This window comes from Embleya sp. NPDC050154 (assembly GCF_044460165.1).
Lineage (GTDB): Bacteria > Actinomycetota > Actinomycetes > Streptomycetales > Streptomycetaceae > Embleya.
Genome location: NZ_JBITJP010000007.1, coordinates 190,997 through 209,066, shown reverse-complemented (window position 1 = coordinate 209,066; position 18,070 = coordinate 190,997). Strand labels below are relative to the sequence as shown.

The 18,070-nt window shown below is 69.8% G+C and carries 12 protein-coding genes; 6 read left to right on the top strand and 6 right to left on the bottom strand.

Going from position 1 to position 18,070, the window contains the following annotated elements; all coding sequences use genetic code 11:
- Nucleotides 1-29: 29 nt before the first annotated feature.
- Together leuA and ACIBSV_RS17370 are read right to left on the bottom strand one after the other, a co-directional pair.
- Nucleotides 30-1,922, bottom strand: a complete 1,893-nt coding sequence (gene leuA, locus ACIBSV_RS17375; protein ID WP_395863777.1) for a 2-isopropylmalate synthase — start codon at nucleotides 1,920-1,922, stop codon at nucleotides 30-32.
- Nucleotides 1,923-2,302: 380 nt separating this feature from the next.
- Nucleotides 2,303-2,524 (bottom strand): hypothetical protein, encoded by a 222-nt coding sequence (locus ACIBSV_RS17370; RefSeq protein WP_026218929.1) that lies wholly within the window; start codon nucleotides 2,522-2,524, stop codon nucleotides 2,303-2,305.
- A 360-nt stretch (nucleotides 2,525-2,884) separates the two neighbouring features.
- On the opposite strand from ACIBSV_RS17370, the gene ACIBSV_RS17365 reads away from it, so the two are divergent.
- Nucleotides 2,885-3,589 carry a hypothetical protein gene (locus ACIBSV_RS17365; RefSeq protein ID WP_395863775.1) on the top strand — a complete coding sequence of 235 codons (705 nt, stop codon included), beginning with the start codon at nucleotides 2,885-2,887 and terminating at the stop codon, nucleotides 3,587-3,589.
- Between the two features lie 196 nt (nucleotides 3,590-3,785).
- Here ACIBSV_RS17365 and ACIBSV_RS17360 read toward each other — a convergent pair whose 3' ends face one another.
- Both ACIBSV_RS17360 and ACIBSV_RS17355 read right to left on the bottom strand, forming a co-directional pair.
- Entirely contained in the window at nucleotides 3,786-4,550 is a 765-nt protein-coding gene (locus ACIBSV_RS17360; RefSeq protein ID WP_395863773.1) for an SDR family NAD(P)-dependent oxidoreductase, read from the bottom strand.
- A 100-nt stretch (nucleotides 4,551-4,650) separates the two neighbouring features.
- Entirely contained in the window at nucleotides 4,651-5,043 is a 393-nt protein-coding gene (locus ACIBSV_RS17355; RefSeq protein ID WP_395863771.1) for a nuclear transport factor 2 family protein, read from the bottom strand.
- A 120-nt stretch (nucleotides 5,044-5,163) separates the two neighbouring features.
- Between ACIBSV_RS17355 and ACIBSV_RS17350 the strand changes: the two genes are divergently transcribed.
- From ACIBSV_RS17350 to ACIBSV_RS17330, 5 genes are all read left to right on the top strand, one after another.
- Nucleotides 5,164-5,613: a MarR family winged helix-turn-helix transcriptional regulator gene (locus tag ACIBSV_RS17350; protein WP_395863769.1), complete on the top strand. Its 450-nt coding sequence runs from the start codon at nucleotides 5,164-5,166 to the stop codon at nucleotides 5,611-5,613.
- A 298-nt stretch (nucleotides 5,614-5,911) separates the two neighbouring features.
- Nucleotides 5,912-7,513, top strand: a complete 1,602-nt coding sequence (locus ACIBSV_RS17345) for an MFS transporter (protein WP_395863767.1) — start codon at nucleotides 5,912-5,914, stop codon at nucleotides 7,511-7,513.
- Nucleotides 7,514-7,650: 137 nt separating this feature from the next.
- Nucleotides 7,651-8,277 carry a TetR/AcrR family transcriptional regulator gene (locus ACIBSV_RS17340; RefSeq protein ID WP_395863766.1) on the top strand — a complete coding sequence of 209 codons (627 nt, stop codon included), beginning with the start codon at nucleotides 7,651-7,653 and terminating at the stop codon, nucleotides 8,275-8,277.
- A 157-nt stretch (nucleotides 8,278-8,434) separates the two neighbouring features.
- Nucleotides 8,435-8,665, top strand: coding sequence for a DUF5302 domain-containing protein (locus tag ACIBSV_RS17335; protein ID WP_395863764.1), 231 nt, complete (start codon nucleotides 8,435-8,437; stop codon nucleotides 8,663-8,665).
- A gap of 139 nt (nucleotides 8,666-8,804) precedes the next feature.
- Nucleotides 8,805-10,550, top strand: coding sequence for a GMC oxidoreductase (locus ACIBSV_RS17330; protein ID WP_395863762.1), 1,746 nt, complete (start codon nucleotides 8,805-8,807; stop codon nucleotides 10,548-10,550).
- A gap of 75 nt (nucleotides 10,551-10,625) precedes the next feature.
- Here ACIBSV_RS17330 and ACIBSV_RS17325 read toward each other — a convergent pair whose 3' ends face one another.
- Both ACIBSV_RS17325 and ACIBSV_RS17320 read right to left on the bottom strand, forming a co-directional pair.
- Entirely contained in the window at nucleotides 10,626-11,279 is a 654-nt protein-coding gene (locus ACIBSV_RS17325) for a hypothetical protein (RefSeq protein WP_395863760.1), read from the bottom strand.
- 125 nt (nucleotides 11,280-11,404) lie between these two features.
- Nucleotides 11,405-17,869 (bottom strand): RHS repeat-associated core domain-containing protein, encoded by a 6,465-nt coding sequence (locus ACIBSV_RS17320; RefSeq protein WP_395863758.1) that lies wholly within the window; start codon nucleotides 17,867-17,869, stop codon nucleotides 11,405-11,407.
- Nucleotides 17,870-18,070: the final 201 nt, after the last annotated feature.

The following is an 18,070-nucleotide window of genomic DNA, read 5'->3' as shown; positions in this document are numbered from 1 at the left end:
CCCTCACATCTCAGGTTGTCTGACGAATCCTAACCCGCCGAAACCCCGATCCGTCCCTCCCGCTCCCCTGCGCGAGCCCGCTCCGCCGTCCGGGCCCGATTCACCGCCGACACGGTCGCGTGCACCGAGGCGGCCAGGATCGAGGTGTCGATCCCAACGCCCCAGCGGGTGACCCCGTCCACCCTGCACTCCACGTACGACGCCGCCTGCCGGTCGCCACCCGCGCCGATCGAGTGCTCGATGTAGTCCAGGATCTCGACCCGGATCCCGGCCGCGCCGAACGCCGACGTCAGCGCCGACAGCGGTCCGTTCCCCTCACCAACCACCGAACGCCCAACCGCCGAACGCCCAACCGCCGAACGCCCGCCCACTGAACACCCGCCCACCGAACGCCCGCCCGCCGCATCGGTGAGCGTCCCGGTGAACACGTGCCGTCCCGGTTCAACCTCCTCGGCCCGCCATCCGCTCACGTCCACCGGCGAGCGCCGGTCCAGGTACTCGCGCCGGAACAGCTCGCCCAACTCGACCGAGGTGATCTCCTCGCCGCTGTCGTCGGTGGCCTCCTGGACCACCCGGGAGAACTCGATCTGAAGCCGTCGCGGCAGGTCCAGGCCGTGCGCGCTCTGCATCAGGTAGGCGATGCCGCCCTTGCCGGACTGGCTGTTGACCCGGATCACCGCCTCGTAGTCGCGGCCCACGTCGGCCGGGTCGATCGGCAGGTACGGCACGTCCCACAGCGCGCGGTCCGCGGACAGGCCCAACTCCTCGGCCTTCCGGGCGTGCCGCGCGAAGCCCTTCTTGATCGCGTCCTGGTGGGTGCCGGAGAAGGCGGTGTACACCAGGTCGCCGCCGTAGGGATGGCGGGCGTGCACGTCGATCCGGTTCGCGTACTCGACGGTGCGTCGGATCTCGTCGATGTCGGAGAAGTCGATCATCGGATCCACCCCCTGCGTGTGCAGGTTCAGCGCGAGCGTGACCAGGTCCACGTTGCCGGTCCGCTCGCCGTTGCCGAACAGGCAGCCCTCGATCCGCTGCGCGCCCGCCAGCAGCGCCAGTTCGGCGCAGGCGACGCCGGTACCGCGATCGTTGTGCGGGTGCACGGACAGGATCACCGCGTCTCGGCGGGCCAGATGCCGGTGCATGTACTCGATCTGGTCGGCGTACACGTTCGGCGTGGCGATCTCGACCGTGGCCGGCAGGTTGTGGATCACCGGCCGGTCCGGGCTCGCGTCCCACAGCTCGGTGACGCTGTCGCACACCTCCAGGACGTAGTCGGGCTCGGTCAGGTTGAACACCTCGGGCGAGAACTCGAACCGGATGTCAGCATTCGGCCGGGCGTCCGCGCCACGCGCGACGTCCTTCGCGCCGGCCAGGATCAGGCCGTGCAGCGCGGCCCGGTCGTGTCCGAGGACGACCTCGCGCCAGGTCGGCGCGGTCGCGGTGTACATGTGCACCACGGCGTGCGCGAGTCCCTCGATGGATTGGTGGGTGCGTTCGATCAGGTCGGTCCGGGCGGCGGTGAAGACCACGATGGTCACGTCGTCCGGGACCGCGTCGCTCTCGGCCAGGTGCCGGACGAAGTCGTAGTCGGCACGGCTGGCCGACGGGTAGCCGACCTCGATCTCCTTGAAGCCCATCGCCACCAGCAGGTCGAACATCCGCCGCTTGCGTGACGGGTCCATCGGCTCGGCCAGTGCCTGATTGCCGTCCCGCAGGTCCACCGGAACCCACAGCGGCGCCTGTTCGATCCGCCGGGTGGGCCAGGTCCGCTCGGTCGGGTCGATCCCGACCCGGACCCGTTCGTGCGCCGGGCGGTAGCGGTGGTGCGGCATCGCGCTCGGGCGCTGCCGGTTCCAGTGCGGCCGATCCTCGGGGATGGGGCCGGCGGGGGTGCGCAGGGTCGGGAAGTTGTGTTCGGTCATGGTGCGGAACCGTCCTCGCGGTCGAAAGATCGACCGGCAGCACCGAACCCCGCGGCGGGGTGCCGGTCGGATCAGACCCCGCCGCGGCGGCCGAGAAGGAGGACGCGCAGCTTCATGACGAGGACGCTAGCACAACTTGTCTGACAACCTGATGTCTTTCTCGAGGGCTACGCCCAAAATGAAGAAAGCAACACACCAAGGCACGACGCCCCACGACGCCCAAGGACACGCCCGCACAACGCCCGCACACAGAGCCCCAACGCGCACGCACCCCAGCGCACCCGCCCAACACACACCGCCACCGCCGCCCCAACGAGAGGAGGCGCCGACCCGGTTACCCGGAGGCGCCTCCCTGGACCGACCGCGTGGAGTCGGGATGTTCAGAGATTGCTCAGCTTCGCGTAGGGACGGCAGATCCGCTCCTGACGCGACCCGAAATCGACAGTGACCGCGATGTCCTCTTCGACACCGACGATCCGACCGAGTCCGTACTGATCGTGCGTCACTCGTGCACCGAGTTCGAAATCCTCGATGATGGGAGCGACCGGGACATTGAAGGGACTGGTGGGCAGAATGCGCCGGGTCACGGCTGACGTCGTCATCCCCACCAGTATGCGCCTGTCGGGTGACGCGCGGGGCGTTCGGGGGCGGTATAGGCGAAGCCGTAACCGGAAAGTGTCCCCACGATATGGCGGTTCGAATCCCGTAGAACCCGACCGAAATGCCGCACGGCCAACCCTGCCGCAGGTCACGCGGGATCCGGCCGGCACCGCGTTCTCGCACACTATGCGAACAACGCCCCGGTAAACCCGATTGGGCCGATCGGGCGAAGCCCGAACGCATCGCCGACGCCTCCCGCCCCCGGCCCGACGCCTGCCGCCCCCCGCCCGGCGCCTGCCGCCCCCCGCCCGGCGCCGGTCGGGCCGCCGTACCGATCCCCGCCCGCCGATAGGGTCGGCGGCATGAGCGACAGCACTGCCCCGGTGGACATCGAGCTGGTCAGGCCGCCCGAGATCCTGCTCGAGCACGACGAGGTACGGGTCTTCCACAGCGGCATCCTGCGCACGCCGGCCGGCCTGTACACCAGCATCGGCATGGAGACCTTGGCCCGTCCCACCGGCCCGCGCCCGCCGGCGCCGCCGCTGTTCGGACAGTACGGGGTGTCGGTGACCCGCTCGGGCGACCGGTTCGCCCACTCGGCGCTGGCCACGACATTGTCGGCCGGGTCGATCCGGTTCACCTCCTGCCTGTTCGGTCCCGTCCCGGACGGCGATCTGGTGCTGGACGTGGTGCTGCCGACCATCCCGCGTCGCCTGGTGCTGCGCTTCGACTCGGACCGGCACGACGGCACCGGCCTGACACTGAGCACGCCGCCGGCGATCGTGCGCACCGAGGCGGGCGTGACGTTGTGGCACGCGGGGGTGTTGCGTACGGACGCCGGTCGGCTCACCCACGTGGAGGCGACCTCCTCGGACGACCGCGCGCTCGGCGGCGCCAAGTGGGACGTCGAACACAAGCCGCTGGCGGTGACCTGGGACGACCCGACACCGGCCCGTGAGGCGCGGCAGCGAGGGCGGGACTTCGTGAGCACGGACAGTTGGATCGCCGCACCCGACGCGCACGGCACGCTCTCGTGCGCGCCGCTGGACGTGACGCGGGAGCTGTAGCGACAGTCCCGAGCAACGCTCGCGAGCGGCACTTCCGAGCGACGTTCCCACGCCACTTCCGAGCGACAGTCCCGAGCAACGCTCCCGAGCGGCACTTCCGAGCTACACTCCCACGCCACTTCCGAGCGACACTCCCTCCCAGTCGGGTGGGCACCGCCGACCCAAATCCCGGCGGAGGACGGAACACCCGCCCGCTCTACAGGTCCGACCCGCCGGTGGCGTCGATCGTGGTGCCGGTGACCCAGCGGGCGTCGTCGGAGGCCAGGAACGCGACCGCGTCGGCGATGTCGGCGGGTTGCCCGACCCGGCCCAGTGCCGCACGGCCCGCGGCCTGCGCCTGGGCCGCCGGATTCCCGCGCAGCCAACCCGCGTTGACGTCGGTGTCGACGATGCCGGGGGCGACATTGTTGACCGTGATCCCACGCGGGCCCAAGTGCTTGGCCAGAGCGAGCGTGAACGCGTCCAGAGCGCCCTTGGTCATCGCGTACGCGATCGCCTCGGGGAAGGCGATCCGGGTCGCACCGGAGGTGACGGTGACGATCCGGCCGCCGTCGCGCAGTACCGGCAGCGCCTCGCGGGTGAGGAAGAACGGCGCCCGGGTGTTGACCGCGAACACCCGGTCGTAGCCGGCCTCGGTCTCCGCCTCGATCGGCCCGGTCGAGCCGATCCCCGCGTTGTGCACCAGGATGTCCAGCCCTTCGACGCCGAACTCGGCCCAGCCGGCCCGCAGTCCACCCAAGAGCGTGTCCACGTCGCCCGGTACGCCGAGTTCGGCGTGCACCGCGAAGGCCAGCCCGCCGGCCGCCCCGATCGCCGCGACCACCTCCTTCGCGGCGGCCTCGTCCCGGCCGTAGTGCACCGCGACCAGTGCCCCGTCCGCGGCCAGCCGCTCGGCGATGGCGCGGCCGATCCCCCTGCTCGCGCCGGTGACGAGCGCGGTCTTGGCGGTGAGCGTGTGCATGGTTGCGCCTTTCGTCCGCGAATCGCTTCTTTAGCGATCGCTACAAATCTCGTTCGGGCAGCACCGTACCCCAGATTTGTTAGCGATCGCTACAGAAGCATCACCGAGCCGACCCCAGACCCTGATCGGCCTCCGATCCGGCGAGCATCAGCGTGGTCTCCTCGATCCGAAGGAATCGGCCGTCCGGCGCGAACTCGCCGAACACGTACACCTCCATCACCACGGTCGCGCCGTCCGCCTTGCGCACCTCGACGGTGTGCCGATCGGCGTAGCGCGACCCGTCGAACAGTTCCTCGTGCAGGCGCACCCGGCCGCCGGCCACGACCGAGCGCAGGTGCGCGATGTGTTCGACGAAGCCGGCCCGGTCCGACCAGACGCCGTCGGTGCGCTGGCGGTAGTCCGGCGCGAAGTGCCGGTCGACCGCGGTGTCGAGATCCAACTCCGGGCGGAAGAGGAGGTCGGTGAGGGCGGGAACGATTGCGGTTTGTGTCATGGCGAGGTAACTCCGGTCCGGGCGGTCCACGCAGGACGATCCACGCGAAGGAAATGCGTGCTTGGCGCACGCTTTTGACGATAGCCCATAAGCGTGCGCGGCGCACGCTAATCTGAGGTCATGGAACACGTGGTGGGACACGAGGTCGCGGACGCGCTGGGTCTGCTGCTCCGGCGCGGCACACGCGCGAACCTGTACGCGCGACTGACCGAGGGCCTGGGGCCGGCCGTGGACGAGGTGACGTATCCCGTGCTCAGCGGGCTGGCCCGAACCGGGCCGCGCAGCGCGGCGGACCTGGCCGGCGAGATCGGCCTCGACCGATCCGGCGTCAGCCGTCGCGCGTCGCGCCTGGAGGCGGCCGGCCTGGTCCGCCGCGAGCCCGATCCGGACGACCGCCGGGCCGTACTGCTCGCACTGACCGACGCGGGCGCCTCCTGCGTCGAGGAACTGCGTGAGCGGCTCGCGGCCCGGATCGAGTCCTCGCTCGCGAGCTGGCCCGCCGACGAGGCGCGGATGTTCGCCCGCGGACTGCGCCGATTCGTCGAGGACGGGCCGTTCACGGAGGCGTAGCCCGGCCCGCCGAGGCATAGCCCCACTCACCCGGGCACCCAACCACCCAGGCAACGACCCACCCGGGCAGCCACCCACTCCGGCACCCACCCACCCGGGCACCCACCCGCCCGGATGCCGCCCACCGGGGCCATCCACCCGGGCGCACCACCCGCCCGACCGAGGGCCATTCGCTCGATCGAGTGCCGAGTGCCACTCGCCTCCGGGCACGCTTTGCCGATTCTTGACTTTACATGCGTATGGTCACAGCTTATGTTTACAGACGTAAGCTAACAAGCGTTAATCCATGGGGGTCCTCGTGAGCAGCACAGAAACCCGGTCCGCCGCCGCTCCGAACGACGAGCCGGATCCCGCGGGTCACCCTCGTCGGTGGGCCGCGCTGCTCGTGCTCTGTTCGACGCTGGTGGCGGTGACACTGGACAACTCGGTGCTCAACACCGCGCTGCCCGCGCTGGCCGAGGGGCTGGACGCGTCGACGGCGGATCTGCAGTGGATCACCGACGCCTACACGCTGGTCTTCGCCGCCCTGCTGCTGCTCGCGGGCAGTCTGGGCGCCCGCTTCGGTGCGCGACGCGCCCTGCTCGGCGGGCTGGCGCTCTTCGGAGCCGGATCGGCGATCGCGGCGGTGTCCTCGACCGCGGCCGAGTTGATCGCCTGGCGGGCGGTGATGGGACTGGGCGCGGCGTTCGTGATGCCCGCGACGCTGGCGATCATCATCCGGCTGTTCCCGCCGGTCGAACGCGCCAAGGCGTTCGCCGTCTGGTCGGCGTCGGCCGGCGTCGGCGTGCTGATCGGCCCGGTCACCGGCGGCGCGCTGCTGACCCACTTCTCCTGGTCCAGCGCGTTCTGGATCAACGTCCCGCTCGTGCTCGCCGCGATGATCGGCATCGCGCGGATCGTGCCGAGCATCCCGCGCGAGGGCACCGCCCGACTCGACCTGCCCGCCGCCGTGTTGTCCGTCATCGGTCTGGGCGTCCTGGTCGACGCGATCATCGAGGCGCCGGAGCGCGGCTGGACCGCGCCGGTCACGCTCGCCGAGCTCGGCGCGTTCGTGCTGCTCGGTGCGGTGTTCGTGGCCTGGGAGCTGCGCCGCGACGAACCGATGGTGCAGATCCGCCTGTTCGCCAACCGGGGTTTCGTACTCGCCGCCGCGACGCTCGCGGTGACCTTCTTCGCGCTCTTCGGCACGCTGTTCGTGCTCTCCCAGTACTTCCAGCTCGTGCACGGCTACAGCCCGCTCAAGGCCGGCCTCGGCGCGATGCCGTTCGCCGTCGCGATGGCCACGATGTCCGGGCTGTCCCCGGTGGTCACCACCCGGCTGGGCATCCGGGCCACGCTCACCGTCGGGCTCGCCGCGATCGCGGCCGGCCTGACCGTGATGGGCCTGACCACCGGGACGGACACCCCGTTCGCCGCACTCGCCGGGGAAATGGCCCTGGTGGGCGCGGGGATGGGGATGATGATGGCTCCCGCGAGCATGGAGATCACCGCGTCGGTGCCGGTGCGCTACTCGGCGATGGCCGGTGCGCTCAACAGCGTGGTCCGCGAACTCGGCGGCGTGCTGGGCATCGCGGTGGTCGGCACGCTGGTGTCCTCGCACTACCGGAGCGAGATGGCCGACCAACACCTGATCGGTCCCGCGGCGGTCGCCGAAGACGACCTGCACAGCGCGTACGGGGTGGCCGGGCACCTGTCCCCCGAGTCCGCCGGCCGGCTCACCTCGGCCGCCGACCACGCCTTCACCACCGCGATGAACAACGGCGCCCTGGCGGCCGCGGCGGTCGCCGCGATCGGCGCGATCGTGGTCGCGATCGGTCTGCCCAGGCGTACCGGCGGCACCCCGGTCACCGCCGGGCAGCCCACCGAATCGACCAACGCCCAGGCGGTGCAACCTGCCTGACGGATCGTCACCACAGCGCACGGCGGCCGGCGCGTTCCGGTCGCCGTGCACCCGTCGTTCGGCGACCGGTCGTCGACACCCCCGAGGAGGCACCCATGCCCGCGAGCGCCGCTTCCACGCCTCGTACGCTGACCGCCATGGACGACGATCAGGGGCCGAACCGCCGACGTAATCGCCGCGGCCAGGGTGCGCTTCTGCGCGACGACATCCTCGCCGCGGCGACCGCGCTCATCGAACGCGACGGACACTCCGGCGACGTGACGCTGCGCCGGATCGCGCGCGAGGCCGCGATCACCGCGCCGTCGATCTACGCGCACTTCAACGACCTCGACGACATCCTCGACACCGTGCTCAACGGCTACTTCGACGACTTGCAGGCGGCCATCGCGGCCGCCGCGGCCGAGGAGACCGAGGCGGACCGGTCGCTGCTCGCGGGTTGTCGGGCGTACGCCCGGTTCGCCATGGATCGCCCCGGCCGCTACCGCGCCCTGTTCCACCGGATGCGTCCACCGAACACGGATCCGGCCGAACCGGCGCCCGCGATGCCCAGTCGGATGGACGTCTTCCAGACCCTGATCGACGCGATCGCGGCCACCGCGGCGGCCGGTCGCTCGGCCGGGACCGACCCGTTCGAGGACGCGTTGGCCGTCTGGGCCGCGATGCACGGCGCGATCCTGCTGCGGATGACCGCGCCCGTCTTCGACTGGCCGCCGCTGACCGACTTCATCGACACTCTGGTCATCCGCACGGCGCGACTGACCTGAGGCGCCGTCGAGACGCCGATTTTCGAACCCGATCGATCCGAAGGCGACCGGTATGTCCACTCTCGTGGGCGTCACCCGGTCCGGGCGTGCCATCGCGGGCCCCGGCATGGAAGGGTGTCCCTACGGATCGAGTCCAGTTCGAGAGCAGGAACGCACCATGGCTGACGAGACACCCGCGAACGAGACAACCGAGGAGACGGCCGCCGAGGCCGCCGAGGCCGAGACGCCCGAGGACGAGACCAAGCGCAAGTTCCGCGAGGCCCTCGCCCGCAAGCGCGGCACCAAGACCGACGGCACCGGCGAGGGCCCCGGCGGCGACGGATCGAAGATCCACGGCGCGCACGGGCCCGCCGCACAGCAGCGCTCGTTCCGCCGCAAGAGCGGCTGACTCGGACCGCTCACGGACCGAACCGCACCCCGATTCGGCCCGAAACGCACCACCGAGGGACTGCCTTCGCCGGGTTACCGAGCAGTAGGATCGCCAGATCTCATGGCATGCCTCCTGCCCACCCGGCGAAGGGTTCCCCGTGTTCGACTACGACGTCCTGGTCATCGGTTCGGGTTTCGGCGGATCGGTCGCCGCGCTGCGGCTGACCGAGAAGGGCTATCGGGTCGGCGTCCTGGAGGCCGGCCGGCGCTTCGCCGACACCGACTTTCCCAAGACGTCATGGCAGTTGCGCGACTTCCTGTGGGCCCCCGCGCTCGGCCTGACCGGCATCCAGCGCATCCACGTGCTCAAGGACGTGGTCGTACTGGCCGGGGCGGGCGTGGGCGGCGGATCGCTGAACTACGCGAACACCCTGTACGAGCCGCCACAGCCGTTCTTCGACGACCCGCAGTGGGGCCACATCACCGACTGGCGCGCCGAACTCGCGCCGTTCTACGCCCAGGCCAAGCGCATGCTCGGCGTGGTGACCAACCCGCACACCACCCCCGCCGACGAGCACATGAAGGCCGTCGCCGAGGACATGGGCGTGGGCGACACCTTCCATCTCGCGCCGGTCGGCGTGCTCTTCCCCGAGGAGGGACAGCGGCCCGGCGAGGAGGTGGCCGACCCGTACTTCGGCGGGGTCGGCCCGCGCCGGACCACCTGTACCGAGTGCGGCTCCTGCATGACCGGCTGCCGGGTCGGCGCGAAGAACACGCTGCTCAAGAACTACCTCCACCTGGCCGAGCGGGCCGGTGCCGAGGTGCACGCGGAGCGTACGGTGCGCCGGGTCCGGCCGCTGGGCCCGCGGTGGCACGCGGACGGGTCCGCCGGCGGCTACGCGGTGGAGACCGTGCACAGCGGCCCCGCGACGGCGCCCCGTTCGCCGCGCACCTGGACCGCCGAGCAGGTGGTGTTCGCCGCCGGCACCCTGGGCACCCAGCGCCTGCTGCACCGGATGGCGGCGGAGCGTACGCTGCCGCACCTGTCCGGCACGCTCGGCCGGCTGACCCGGACCAACTCCGAGGCGCTGGTCGGCGCGGTGGCACCGACCACCGGTGTGATCGACGCGACTCGCGGGGTGGCCATCACCTCCTCGTGGCACCCGGACGCGGACACCCACATCGAACCGGTCCGCTACGGCAAGGGCTCCAACGCGATGGGGCTGTTGCAGACCCTGCTCACCGACGGGGACCGACCCCGAGTGCGCCAACTCCTGACGAACGCGCTGCGGAACCCGGCCCAGCTGCGGCTGCTGAACGTGCGCAACTGGTCCGAGCGGGCGATCATCGCGCTGGTGATGCAGTCCCGGGACAACTCGCTGACGGTGTACCGCAAGCGCGGCTTGTTCGGGCGCACCAGGATCACCACCCGGCAGGGCCACGGGGAACCCAATCCGAACTGGATCCCGGCCGGCCACGAGGCGGTCCGGCGGATCGCCGAGCGCCTGGGCGGCGTGGCCGGCGGCACCTGGGGCGATCTGGCCAACGTGCCGATGACGGCGCACATCCTGGGCGGCTGCGTGATCGGCGACTCGGCCGAGACCGGCGTGGTCGACCCATACCAGCGTGTGTACGGCCACCCGGGCCTGCACATCCTGGACGGCTCCGCGGTCAGCGCGAACCTGGGCGTGAACCCGTCCCTGACCATCACCGCACAGGCGGAACGAGCCACCGCGATGTGGCCCAACCGCGGCGACGCCGACACCCGCCCCGCCCTGGGCGCCGCCTACCGACCGATCGCCTACACCCCGCCGGCGGCCCCGGTGGTCCCGCCAAGCGCCCCGGCGGCGTTGCGACTGCCGATCGTGGAAGTGCGCTCCGGATCCGTGCCGCCGCGCGAGTGACGCCGACGGGCAGCCCCGGCGATGCGGGGAACCGACGCGGAGCGGGATTCGGCCTCCGCACGCAGACCCGTCCGGTCACTTGAGCAGGTCGGACGGGCCGGCGACGTCGACCAGCGCCATCTCCACGTGCGTGACACCGGTTTCTTCGAGCCGGTAGGCGATTTTGCGCAGCACGATCGCGACGTCGCCCCAAGTCGCGGCGCTTCGCGGGTAACAGGACACGGTCATCCGCTCGTCCGATTCCCCATAGGGCGGGGTGGGGCCGGGCAAAACGCGCACCAGCATCACATCGGTTTCGAAGGAGTGGCCTTCCGCCCGATCGGCACCCAACACATCCCCCACGAGGTCGGTCAGGTCCTCCCAGTCGCCCTGCCACGGGTGGGTCAGGGAGAGACACAGGGCCCCTTCGCTCATCTCCCGACCGCCGAAAGCCGGATCCCCGGGACCCGGGATGGGCCGAGCGGGCGCACCGCGCAGTCCGAACTCGGCGACGAGGCGCTCGTGGTCATCGCCGAGGTAGATCTCGCGAGCCCACTCGTCGCGGCTCCGCTCCTGAAGCGCGTATTGATCCGTGTCATCCGTCAAGTCCCATCGGTACGGCCGGAAGAACCTGTCCACCCGCACGAAGGCCTCCTCCGCCGAGATGCCGAAGACCTCCACGATGCGCTCGGAAATACGGGCGAGGCGCCTGTTGTCGTTGGAATCGACGGCGGCGGAATACTGACGCACGTTTTCGCTCCGATTCAAATCGTGAGGCACGCGCCTCGGGCTGAGCCGACAATACCGGACGCCAGGCCGGAACAACGCGGCCCCCGAGCCCAATGGGGCTCGAGGGCCATCCCGCAAAACAACCTCTACACGAAGTAGAAGCCTGCGAACCACCTGTTGAAGATCATGGCCAGGATTGCTGTCAGCACGGCAATCTGATGGCCCTTGATGACCGGCCGCTCGCCATAGTCCTTGTAACCGTCCGGGTTCATGAGCATCGGACCTTCGATGTAGTCGTAGTTGCCCGTGCTCCGGCCGCTCCGGCCCTTTTTAACGGTGTCCTCCCAAGCCGGTCCGCCCGATTTCGGATACGTGACGTGAGTGTAGGTCTCGAGCTCCGACTTTTTGACCCGGTACATGAGCACGACACCCCGGTCTCCGGACCTCGCCAGCTTGCGGGCCCAGTTGTCGGCCTGCGTTTTATCGTTCGTCACATAGAATCCGTCACCGAAATCACGCTCGCGGGTCTTGAACTGCGGGTCGATTCCGTTCTTCAGAATGCTGTCGAGACTTCTTTCCGTCGTGGCGTGGAAAAGCCAAATGTACTCATCGGCATCCTTTTTCTGCTTCTCCTCGCGGTCCGCGTCCTCGAACTTGCGTGGATTCGGGCGCACAAACTTATTCGGCATCATCTTCGGCGTCGGTGGCGACGCCTTCTTCGCCGTCACCACCGCCGCGTCGGCCGCGTTGTCGGCGACCCGGTACGTCGTCGCCGCGTTGCCGGCGATGGGGATCGCGCCCGCGGCCGAGATCGCCGCGTTGACCCAGTCGCCCTCGGCGGCGTAGAGACCTGCGTTGGCCAGGTCCGCCGCTTCGCCGATGACCGGGACCATGCCCGCCACATCGAGGACCACGTGGACGACCGGGGCGACCTTCTGGACCGCCTTGACCGTCTTCTTGGCCCACTTGGGCATGCCCCAGAGCCCGGACGGGTCCGAGTAGTAGAGCGGATTGTTGTAGCCGTAGATGTAGGGGTGGAGCTGGAGCGGGTCGCCGGTGTCGATGACCGGGTCGACCGAGATGAACCGACCCAGCGAGGGGTCGTACATCCGCGCGCCCAGCAGCGTCAACCCGGTCGTGTCGTCGACCTCCCCGCCGACGAAGCCCTTTCTGTCCACCCAATTGGCGGGCGCCGCGCCGCGTGTCTCGCCGAATGCCGTCATCTTCCGGCGCTCGACCGGCATGCCGGGCTTGAGCGCCACCGCGATCAGCGACGACTGGTGGTGGTCGGTGACCATGGCGGTGAGGCCGCCGGTCGGGCCGGTCGAGCGGACGACCGTGTGAGCGCCCTGCTGCGAGTAGTACCGCAGGCCGGCGACCGATCCGTCGGGCTTGGCGGTGACCTCGGTATCGCCGAGGAACAGCGTGGAGCCGGTCGGGGTGCGGCGGATCAGCCGGTTGCCGTCGACGTCGTAGGCGAATTCGCTGGTCCCCTGGACCGAGTCGACGACCTTGCTCAGCTTGCCGTGTTGGTCCCAGGCCAGGGTCTGCGTCGCACCGTTCACCCGGCGGGTTTCGGTATTGCCGAGTGCGTCGTAGGTGTAGGTGTCCTGCTGCTGCGATGGTTGCGCGGCGGTCGTGGTGACCGAGAGCAGGGCGTGGTTCCTACCGGGCCCCTGCTGGGCGTAGGCATAGCTCCGGGTGACGTCCTTGGCGGTGTCCCCCGTGACGTCGAACCGCTTTTCGCCGACCCGGTTCCCGATCGCGTCGTACGAGTACTCGCGGTAGTACGGGTCCGGGCCGCCGACCGTGCCGCCGGGGCCGCGGGTCGGTCCGGTGGCGCACTGGTTCGTCGACGTCCACGTCTCGGTCAGGAAGCGCAGCGGGGAGTAGTTGAAGCACTGGACGTCTTCGACCGTGGAACCCGAAGTCCCGCCCGGACGGCGGTCCTTCAAATAGGTGACGTTCCCGGCCTTGTCGTAGCCGTAGGAGGTGTCGCCCAACCAGTGCCCGGGGGCCTCGATGTGGTTGGCGGTCTGCTTCAGCGCGCCCGTGGCCTCGTCGTAGGTGTTGGTGGTCCACAGGCGGTTCGGCGCGCTGCCCGCGGCGCTGCGCAGCACGTTGCCGAACGCGTCGTAGGTGGTGTCGGAGGTGTACCACGCGAGGCCGGAGGTGCTGACCGGCATGCCGTCCGCGTTGTAGCGGAAGACGAGCTTCTCCTGCGGGAGGCCGCCGGCCGCGGGGAGCACGACCTCCTTCGGCGCCCCGGTGTCCGTGTAGGTGTAGCCGTACCGGTAGTCGCCGGCCAGTTTGCCCTCGGTCGCGGGGATCTTGATGGTGCGTCCGGTGACCCGGTACGCCACGTCGTAGCCGCCGATCTCCTCGGAGTACGGCTGACCGTTGGTGTACTGCGTGGCCTTGCTCAGCAGTCCCTTGGCGCCGGGCCCGTCGTAGGCCCACTCGCTGACGATCGGCCCGTTCGGCGTGCCGGTGCGGATGGTCGTCTGCCGGCCGATGGCGTCGTAGGCCCGGACGAGAACGACACCGCGCGCGTCCGTCGACGACGTCTTCTGGCCGAGGTTGTCGTACGTGAACGCCGAGCGGCCCTTGTCCGGGTCGTTCGTCTCGATCAACCGGGTTCGCGAATCGTACTTGTACGTCCACTCGTTGCCGAGGGCGTCCGTCATCCTGGACGGGTTGCCCCGCAGGTCGTACTCGTACTTGGTCTCGCTGAACTGCGTGCGCGTCGTGTCGGTGAACAGGTCCCGCTTGACGATGCGACCGAGGGCATCCGTCCACTGGCGCGAGGCAATCCCGCCGGTGGGCGGGATCTCGACGGTGTAGTCGCCGCCGAATTCGAAGCGCGCGGTGTTCGCGCGGACTCCGGCGTTCCAGGTCTCCACCGTCGTGGCACGGCCGAGACCGTCGTACTTCTTCTCGGTCCAGGACGGGATCTGCGTCCACGACGTCGGTGCGTAGACCTTGTCCGACGGCTCACCGGACACCAGGTACTTGGCATTCTCCCGACGGACGTCGCCGCTCGGGTTGTACATGACGTCGGTGACCACGCGCCCCGCGCCGATGGCCTCGTTCTGGGTCTGACGTTGCCTCAGCAACCCGTCGTAGAAGGTCTTTCCGACGCTGTAGGAGCCGTCGTCGCGAACCGTGCGGGAGGTGACGACCGATGCCTCGGTGCCGGTGACGGAGTACGAGTACTCGATGCTCGGCGACCGGTTGCCCGACGAGCGCTCGGGCATCCAGACCTTGACCAGGCGACCGAGCGGGTCGTAACCGGAGACGGTCACCCGGGTGTTGGGATCGGTCTTGTCGAGCGCGTGTCCGCGCCCGGGCTCGAAGGTCGTCGTGGTCGCGTGGCCGAGCGCGTTGGTCACCACCGCCGAGGTCGGGCTGTCGTTGCCGTCCGGGGTGTAGGCGGTCGTGGTCGGCTGACCGTTGGCGTCGAAGCTCTTGGTGACGCGCCCGAGGACGTCGTACTCGGTCCGCGAGTCCTCGATCCGTCCGGTGCCGTCGGTCGATGTCGTCTCGGTGCGGGTGGGGCTCCCCCGCGTCGGGGCCACCCCGTAGTCCGCGCCGTCGTAGGCGGTGCGCGCGTCGGACATCACCCGAGTGGGACCGGCTGTGTCGATGTCGGCGCAGAGGGAGGCGAACGATCGGATGCGGTCCGCTATCCCGATCAGGTTTGCCGAGAGGTTGTGCAGGTACGTCGTGACCGTGCACGTCTCGTCGCCCTGGACGGTCGTGTCCCCGGTCGTCTCGACGCGCAGCGGCAACGCGTACACGGGGTCGAACTCGAGTGTCCTGGATCCCGTGGAGCGGACCCGACCGCCGCTGACGGTCTCGTAATTCGTGGTCGAGGCGACCGAGCCCTGGTACATGTCCAGCGCGGGCGCGTCGGTGCGCGGCTGGGTCCCGGTCTTCCTGGACCACGGGACGGTCACCGTCCGCGAGGCCACGGCCTGGCCGTCGGACTGGTACTTGATCGTCTCCGCCGTCTGGCCCTGGTACGGGGGCAGGTCGTCCGCGATGACGGCGCCGGTGGAGTCCTTGACCTGGGCCACGCGGGTGCCCGACGGCAGCGGGTCGCCGTGCATGCCGCGGAAGAAGCGGGTTTCGCTCAGCCCGGCGACGGTGCCCTCGTCCGGGGAGGTCTTGCCGGTGACGACCTGGACGCGTCCGTAGCCGCGCCACAGGCTCCAGGTGCGTTCGGCGGCCTTGGTGAACTCGCCGTCGTCCTTCGCCCAGGCCGCGCCGTCGAGGTAGCGGTACCCGGTGACCTTGGCGGGGGCGCCTCCGACGTAGTCCTCTTCGGAGATGTTGTCGACGACGTACTTGTTGAACCACTCGATCTTCGGATCGTCCGCGCTGTCCGGAGACCAGAACACCGGGTAGCAGCGGGAGGTGTTCGCCTGCGGCTCCGGCTTGGTCGCGCCCGGGGTACACGCAGGGTCCGGCGCGGAGTACTTGACGACGAGGCCGCCGCCGGTCTCGGTGAAGATCTTCTCGACCCGCAGGCGGTTGAACGGCGGGCGGGCCTCGCCCTGCTTGGACTGCCGGTTGGGCATGTCGACGGCGTTCGCGTGGAACGTCACCGGCGGAAGCGAGGCGACCGTGCCGTCGGGCGCGTAACCGGTACGCCGGACCGAGTCGAGCCACGCCGGCGGGTTGGTGTCGTAGCGGGCGTCGAGAAAGTTGTGCTTCAGTTCGAAGACGTCCACCGGACGGTACTGGTTCGACCCGGCCGACTTGGCCACCTCGGTGGTGATCGTGGTCAGCCACTTGCGGGACCAGAACGTCGGGCCACCGGTGTAGCACTTGCCGGTGTCCTTGCACATCGCGTCGACCGGAGTGTCGGGCCAGTGCAGCGCGTCCGTGGAGAACTTGGTGAACTTCGCGTCCGCGCAGTCGAACGCCTCCGACACCAGGCAGCGCTCGCCGACGGTGAACGAGACCTTCGCGGGAGCCGGACGCGAGTACACCGCGTCCGTGCGCAGCCCGTACTCGATCCGGTCCAGCCAGCCGCCTCGCACGTACGGCTTGGGCTGGTCGGTCTTGCTGTTCTTGGCGTACCAGTTCTTCTCCTGCTTCCAGTACAACGCCATCGCGTTGGAGTGGGTGTCCTCGACGTAGTCGAGGTTCCATCGCCACGCCTGGTCGCACGCGGAGTTCTCGAACGCCGTCTGGTGGCACGGCTCGTCCGACTGGTTGCCGAAGACCGGCACCGTGAACACCGAATCGGTCGTCGCCTTGCCGTTCGCCCAGCCCGGCAGGCGGTTCAGGCCGAAGTGGTACTTGCTCCCGTCCGGCGTGGTGACCAACCAATACTCGCCGTTGTCGTCACCGTTGACCGCGCCGAACTTCTGTTCCACGCGCGTGCCGTTGTCCGACGCGGGCTTCCACGCCTTGGTGGTCTTGTCCTTCACCAGCGGCAACGTGGAGCCGTTCAGGGACATCACGGCGTTTTCGCTGCCCCAGCACAGATCGCCGGTGTCCTTGGCGTTGTTGCCGTTGGTCTTGTCGTCCGAGCAGCCTCGGTACGTCCGTTCGATGTAGCCGGGGTGGTAGTCCCAACCGTCGCCCACCCACGACGCCTGGTTGTTCGTGGTCGAGGTGCGTCCGTCCACCGACTGCGACGAATAGCCCAGCGAAACCGCCGGCTTCGGGCCGGCCGCGACCGGCGGGACATCGATCCCGTAGTCCCACGAGAACCCGCCCGACGATCCACCCGCGGTCCACTTGCCCGACGGCTGGAGCGAGGTGGCCTGGTAGTCGCCCGCGTCACCGGACTTCCCGCCGGTGGCGGCCAACACCACCGAACCGCCGGACGACGCGGTCATCGCGGCGACTTGCGGCGCGGCCGGTGGGGGCGGCGCGACCGTCGCGGTGACCTCGTTGAGGACACCGTTGTTGACCGAGCCCAACTCCACCGCATCCGAACAGCCGGGCGCGTCGGGGGTGGTAAGGAAGCACTCCGGGAACTGCACGAGCTTGAGCCGCGAACCCCAGCCCGCGCCGTACAACTGCTCGAAGGCGTCGTACTTCAGCTTCAGATCGACCGCGGTCGCGCCGGCCGACGGCTCCAGCTTCATCAGCACGCCGTCCAGGCCGGCCGCCTCCGTGGCGGCGCGCGTGGACACCGTCACCGTCCATGTCCCGGACGGCGTCTCCGCCGTGGTCGCGTCGGTCGATGCCGCGGCCGACTTCGCGGCCGAGGAACCGGACGCCGGGGACCCGCCGGCCGGGCCGAGCCAGATCGGCAGGTTTCCCGCCCGTTGCATCGCGGCGGAGCCACCACCGGGCGCGGAACCGCTCGCCTGCCGGGCGCCGTTGCCGGTGCCGATGACGATCTGCCCGCTGCCGCCGTCCACAGGCGTCGTACGGGTCGGCGCGTACTCGACCTGCGTTCCCGGCGCCACCGGAAGCTTGAACTCGGCCGTGCTCTCCGTACCGGGAACCGGCTTGTCCTTCTGCAATTCCGGTAGTTGCACACCGGACCGGGACGGCGCGCGAGCGGCCATCGCCTGCGCCGGCACCAACGTCACCGTCAACAGCGCGGCCACCGACGCCGCGACCATCCGTGCGGGGCGCCCCACCGCACCCGGGCCACCGCCGCCGCCCACCAGACCGCCCCGCTCGCGTCGACCGCGAGCCCACCCCAGACCGACCACGCGAAAAGCCCCCCAGAAACGCGGGCACCACAAACAGCCCCGCAGCCACACGAGCGCCGCCGATCATCGCGGATAAATCGACGCCGAAGCAATAGATCGGCAAAGCCGAGGCAATTGATGTGACGG

What these genes read in the sequence shown, in the direction of transcription:
- leuA (WP_395863777.1), bottom strand. Translation starts at nt 1,922, where the DNA reads ATGACCGAACACAACTTCCCGACCCTGCGCACCCCCGCCGGCCCCATC.
- ACIBSV_RS17355 (WP_395863771.1), bottom strand. Translation starts at nt 5,043, where the DNA reads ATGACACAAACCGCAATCGTTCCCGCCCTCACCGACCTCCTCTTCCGC.
- ACIBSV_RS17365 (WP_395863775.1), top strand. Translation starts at nt 2,885, where the DNA reads ATGAGCGACAGCACTGCCCCGGTGGACATCGAGCTGGTCAGGCCGCCC.
- ACIBSV_RS17360 (WP_395863773.1), bottom strand. Translation starts at nt 4,550, where the DNA reads ATGCACACGCTCACCGCCAAGACCGCGCTCGTCACCGGCGCGAGCAGG.
- ACIBSV_RS17370 (WP_026218929.1), bottom strand. Translation starts at nt 2,524, where the DNA reads ATGACGACGTCAGCCGTGACCCGGCGCATTCTGCCCACCAGTCCCTTC.
- ACIBSV_RS17350 (WP_395863769.1), top strand. Translation starts at nt 5,164, where the DNA reads ATGGAACACGTGGTGGGACACGAGGTCGCGGACGCGCTGGGTCTGCTG.
- ACIBSV_RS17340 (WP_395863766.1), top strand. Translation starts at nt 7,651, where the DNA reads ATGGACGACGATCAGGGGCCGAACCGCCGACGTAATCGCCGCGGCCAG.
- ACIBSV_RS17335 (WP_395863764.1), top strand. Translation starts at nt 8,435, where the DNA reads ATGGCTGACGAGACACCCGCGAACGAGACAACCGAGGAGACGGCCGCC.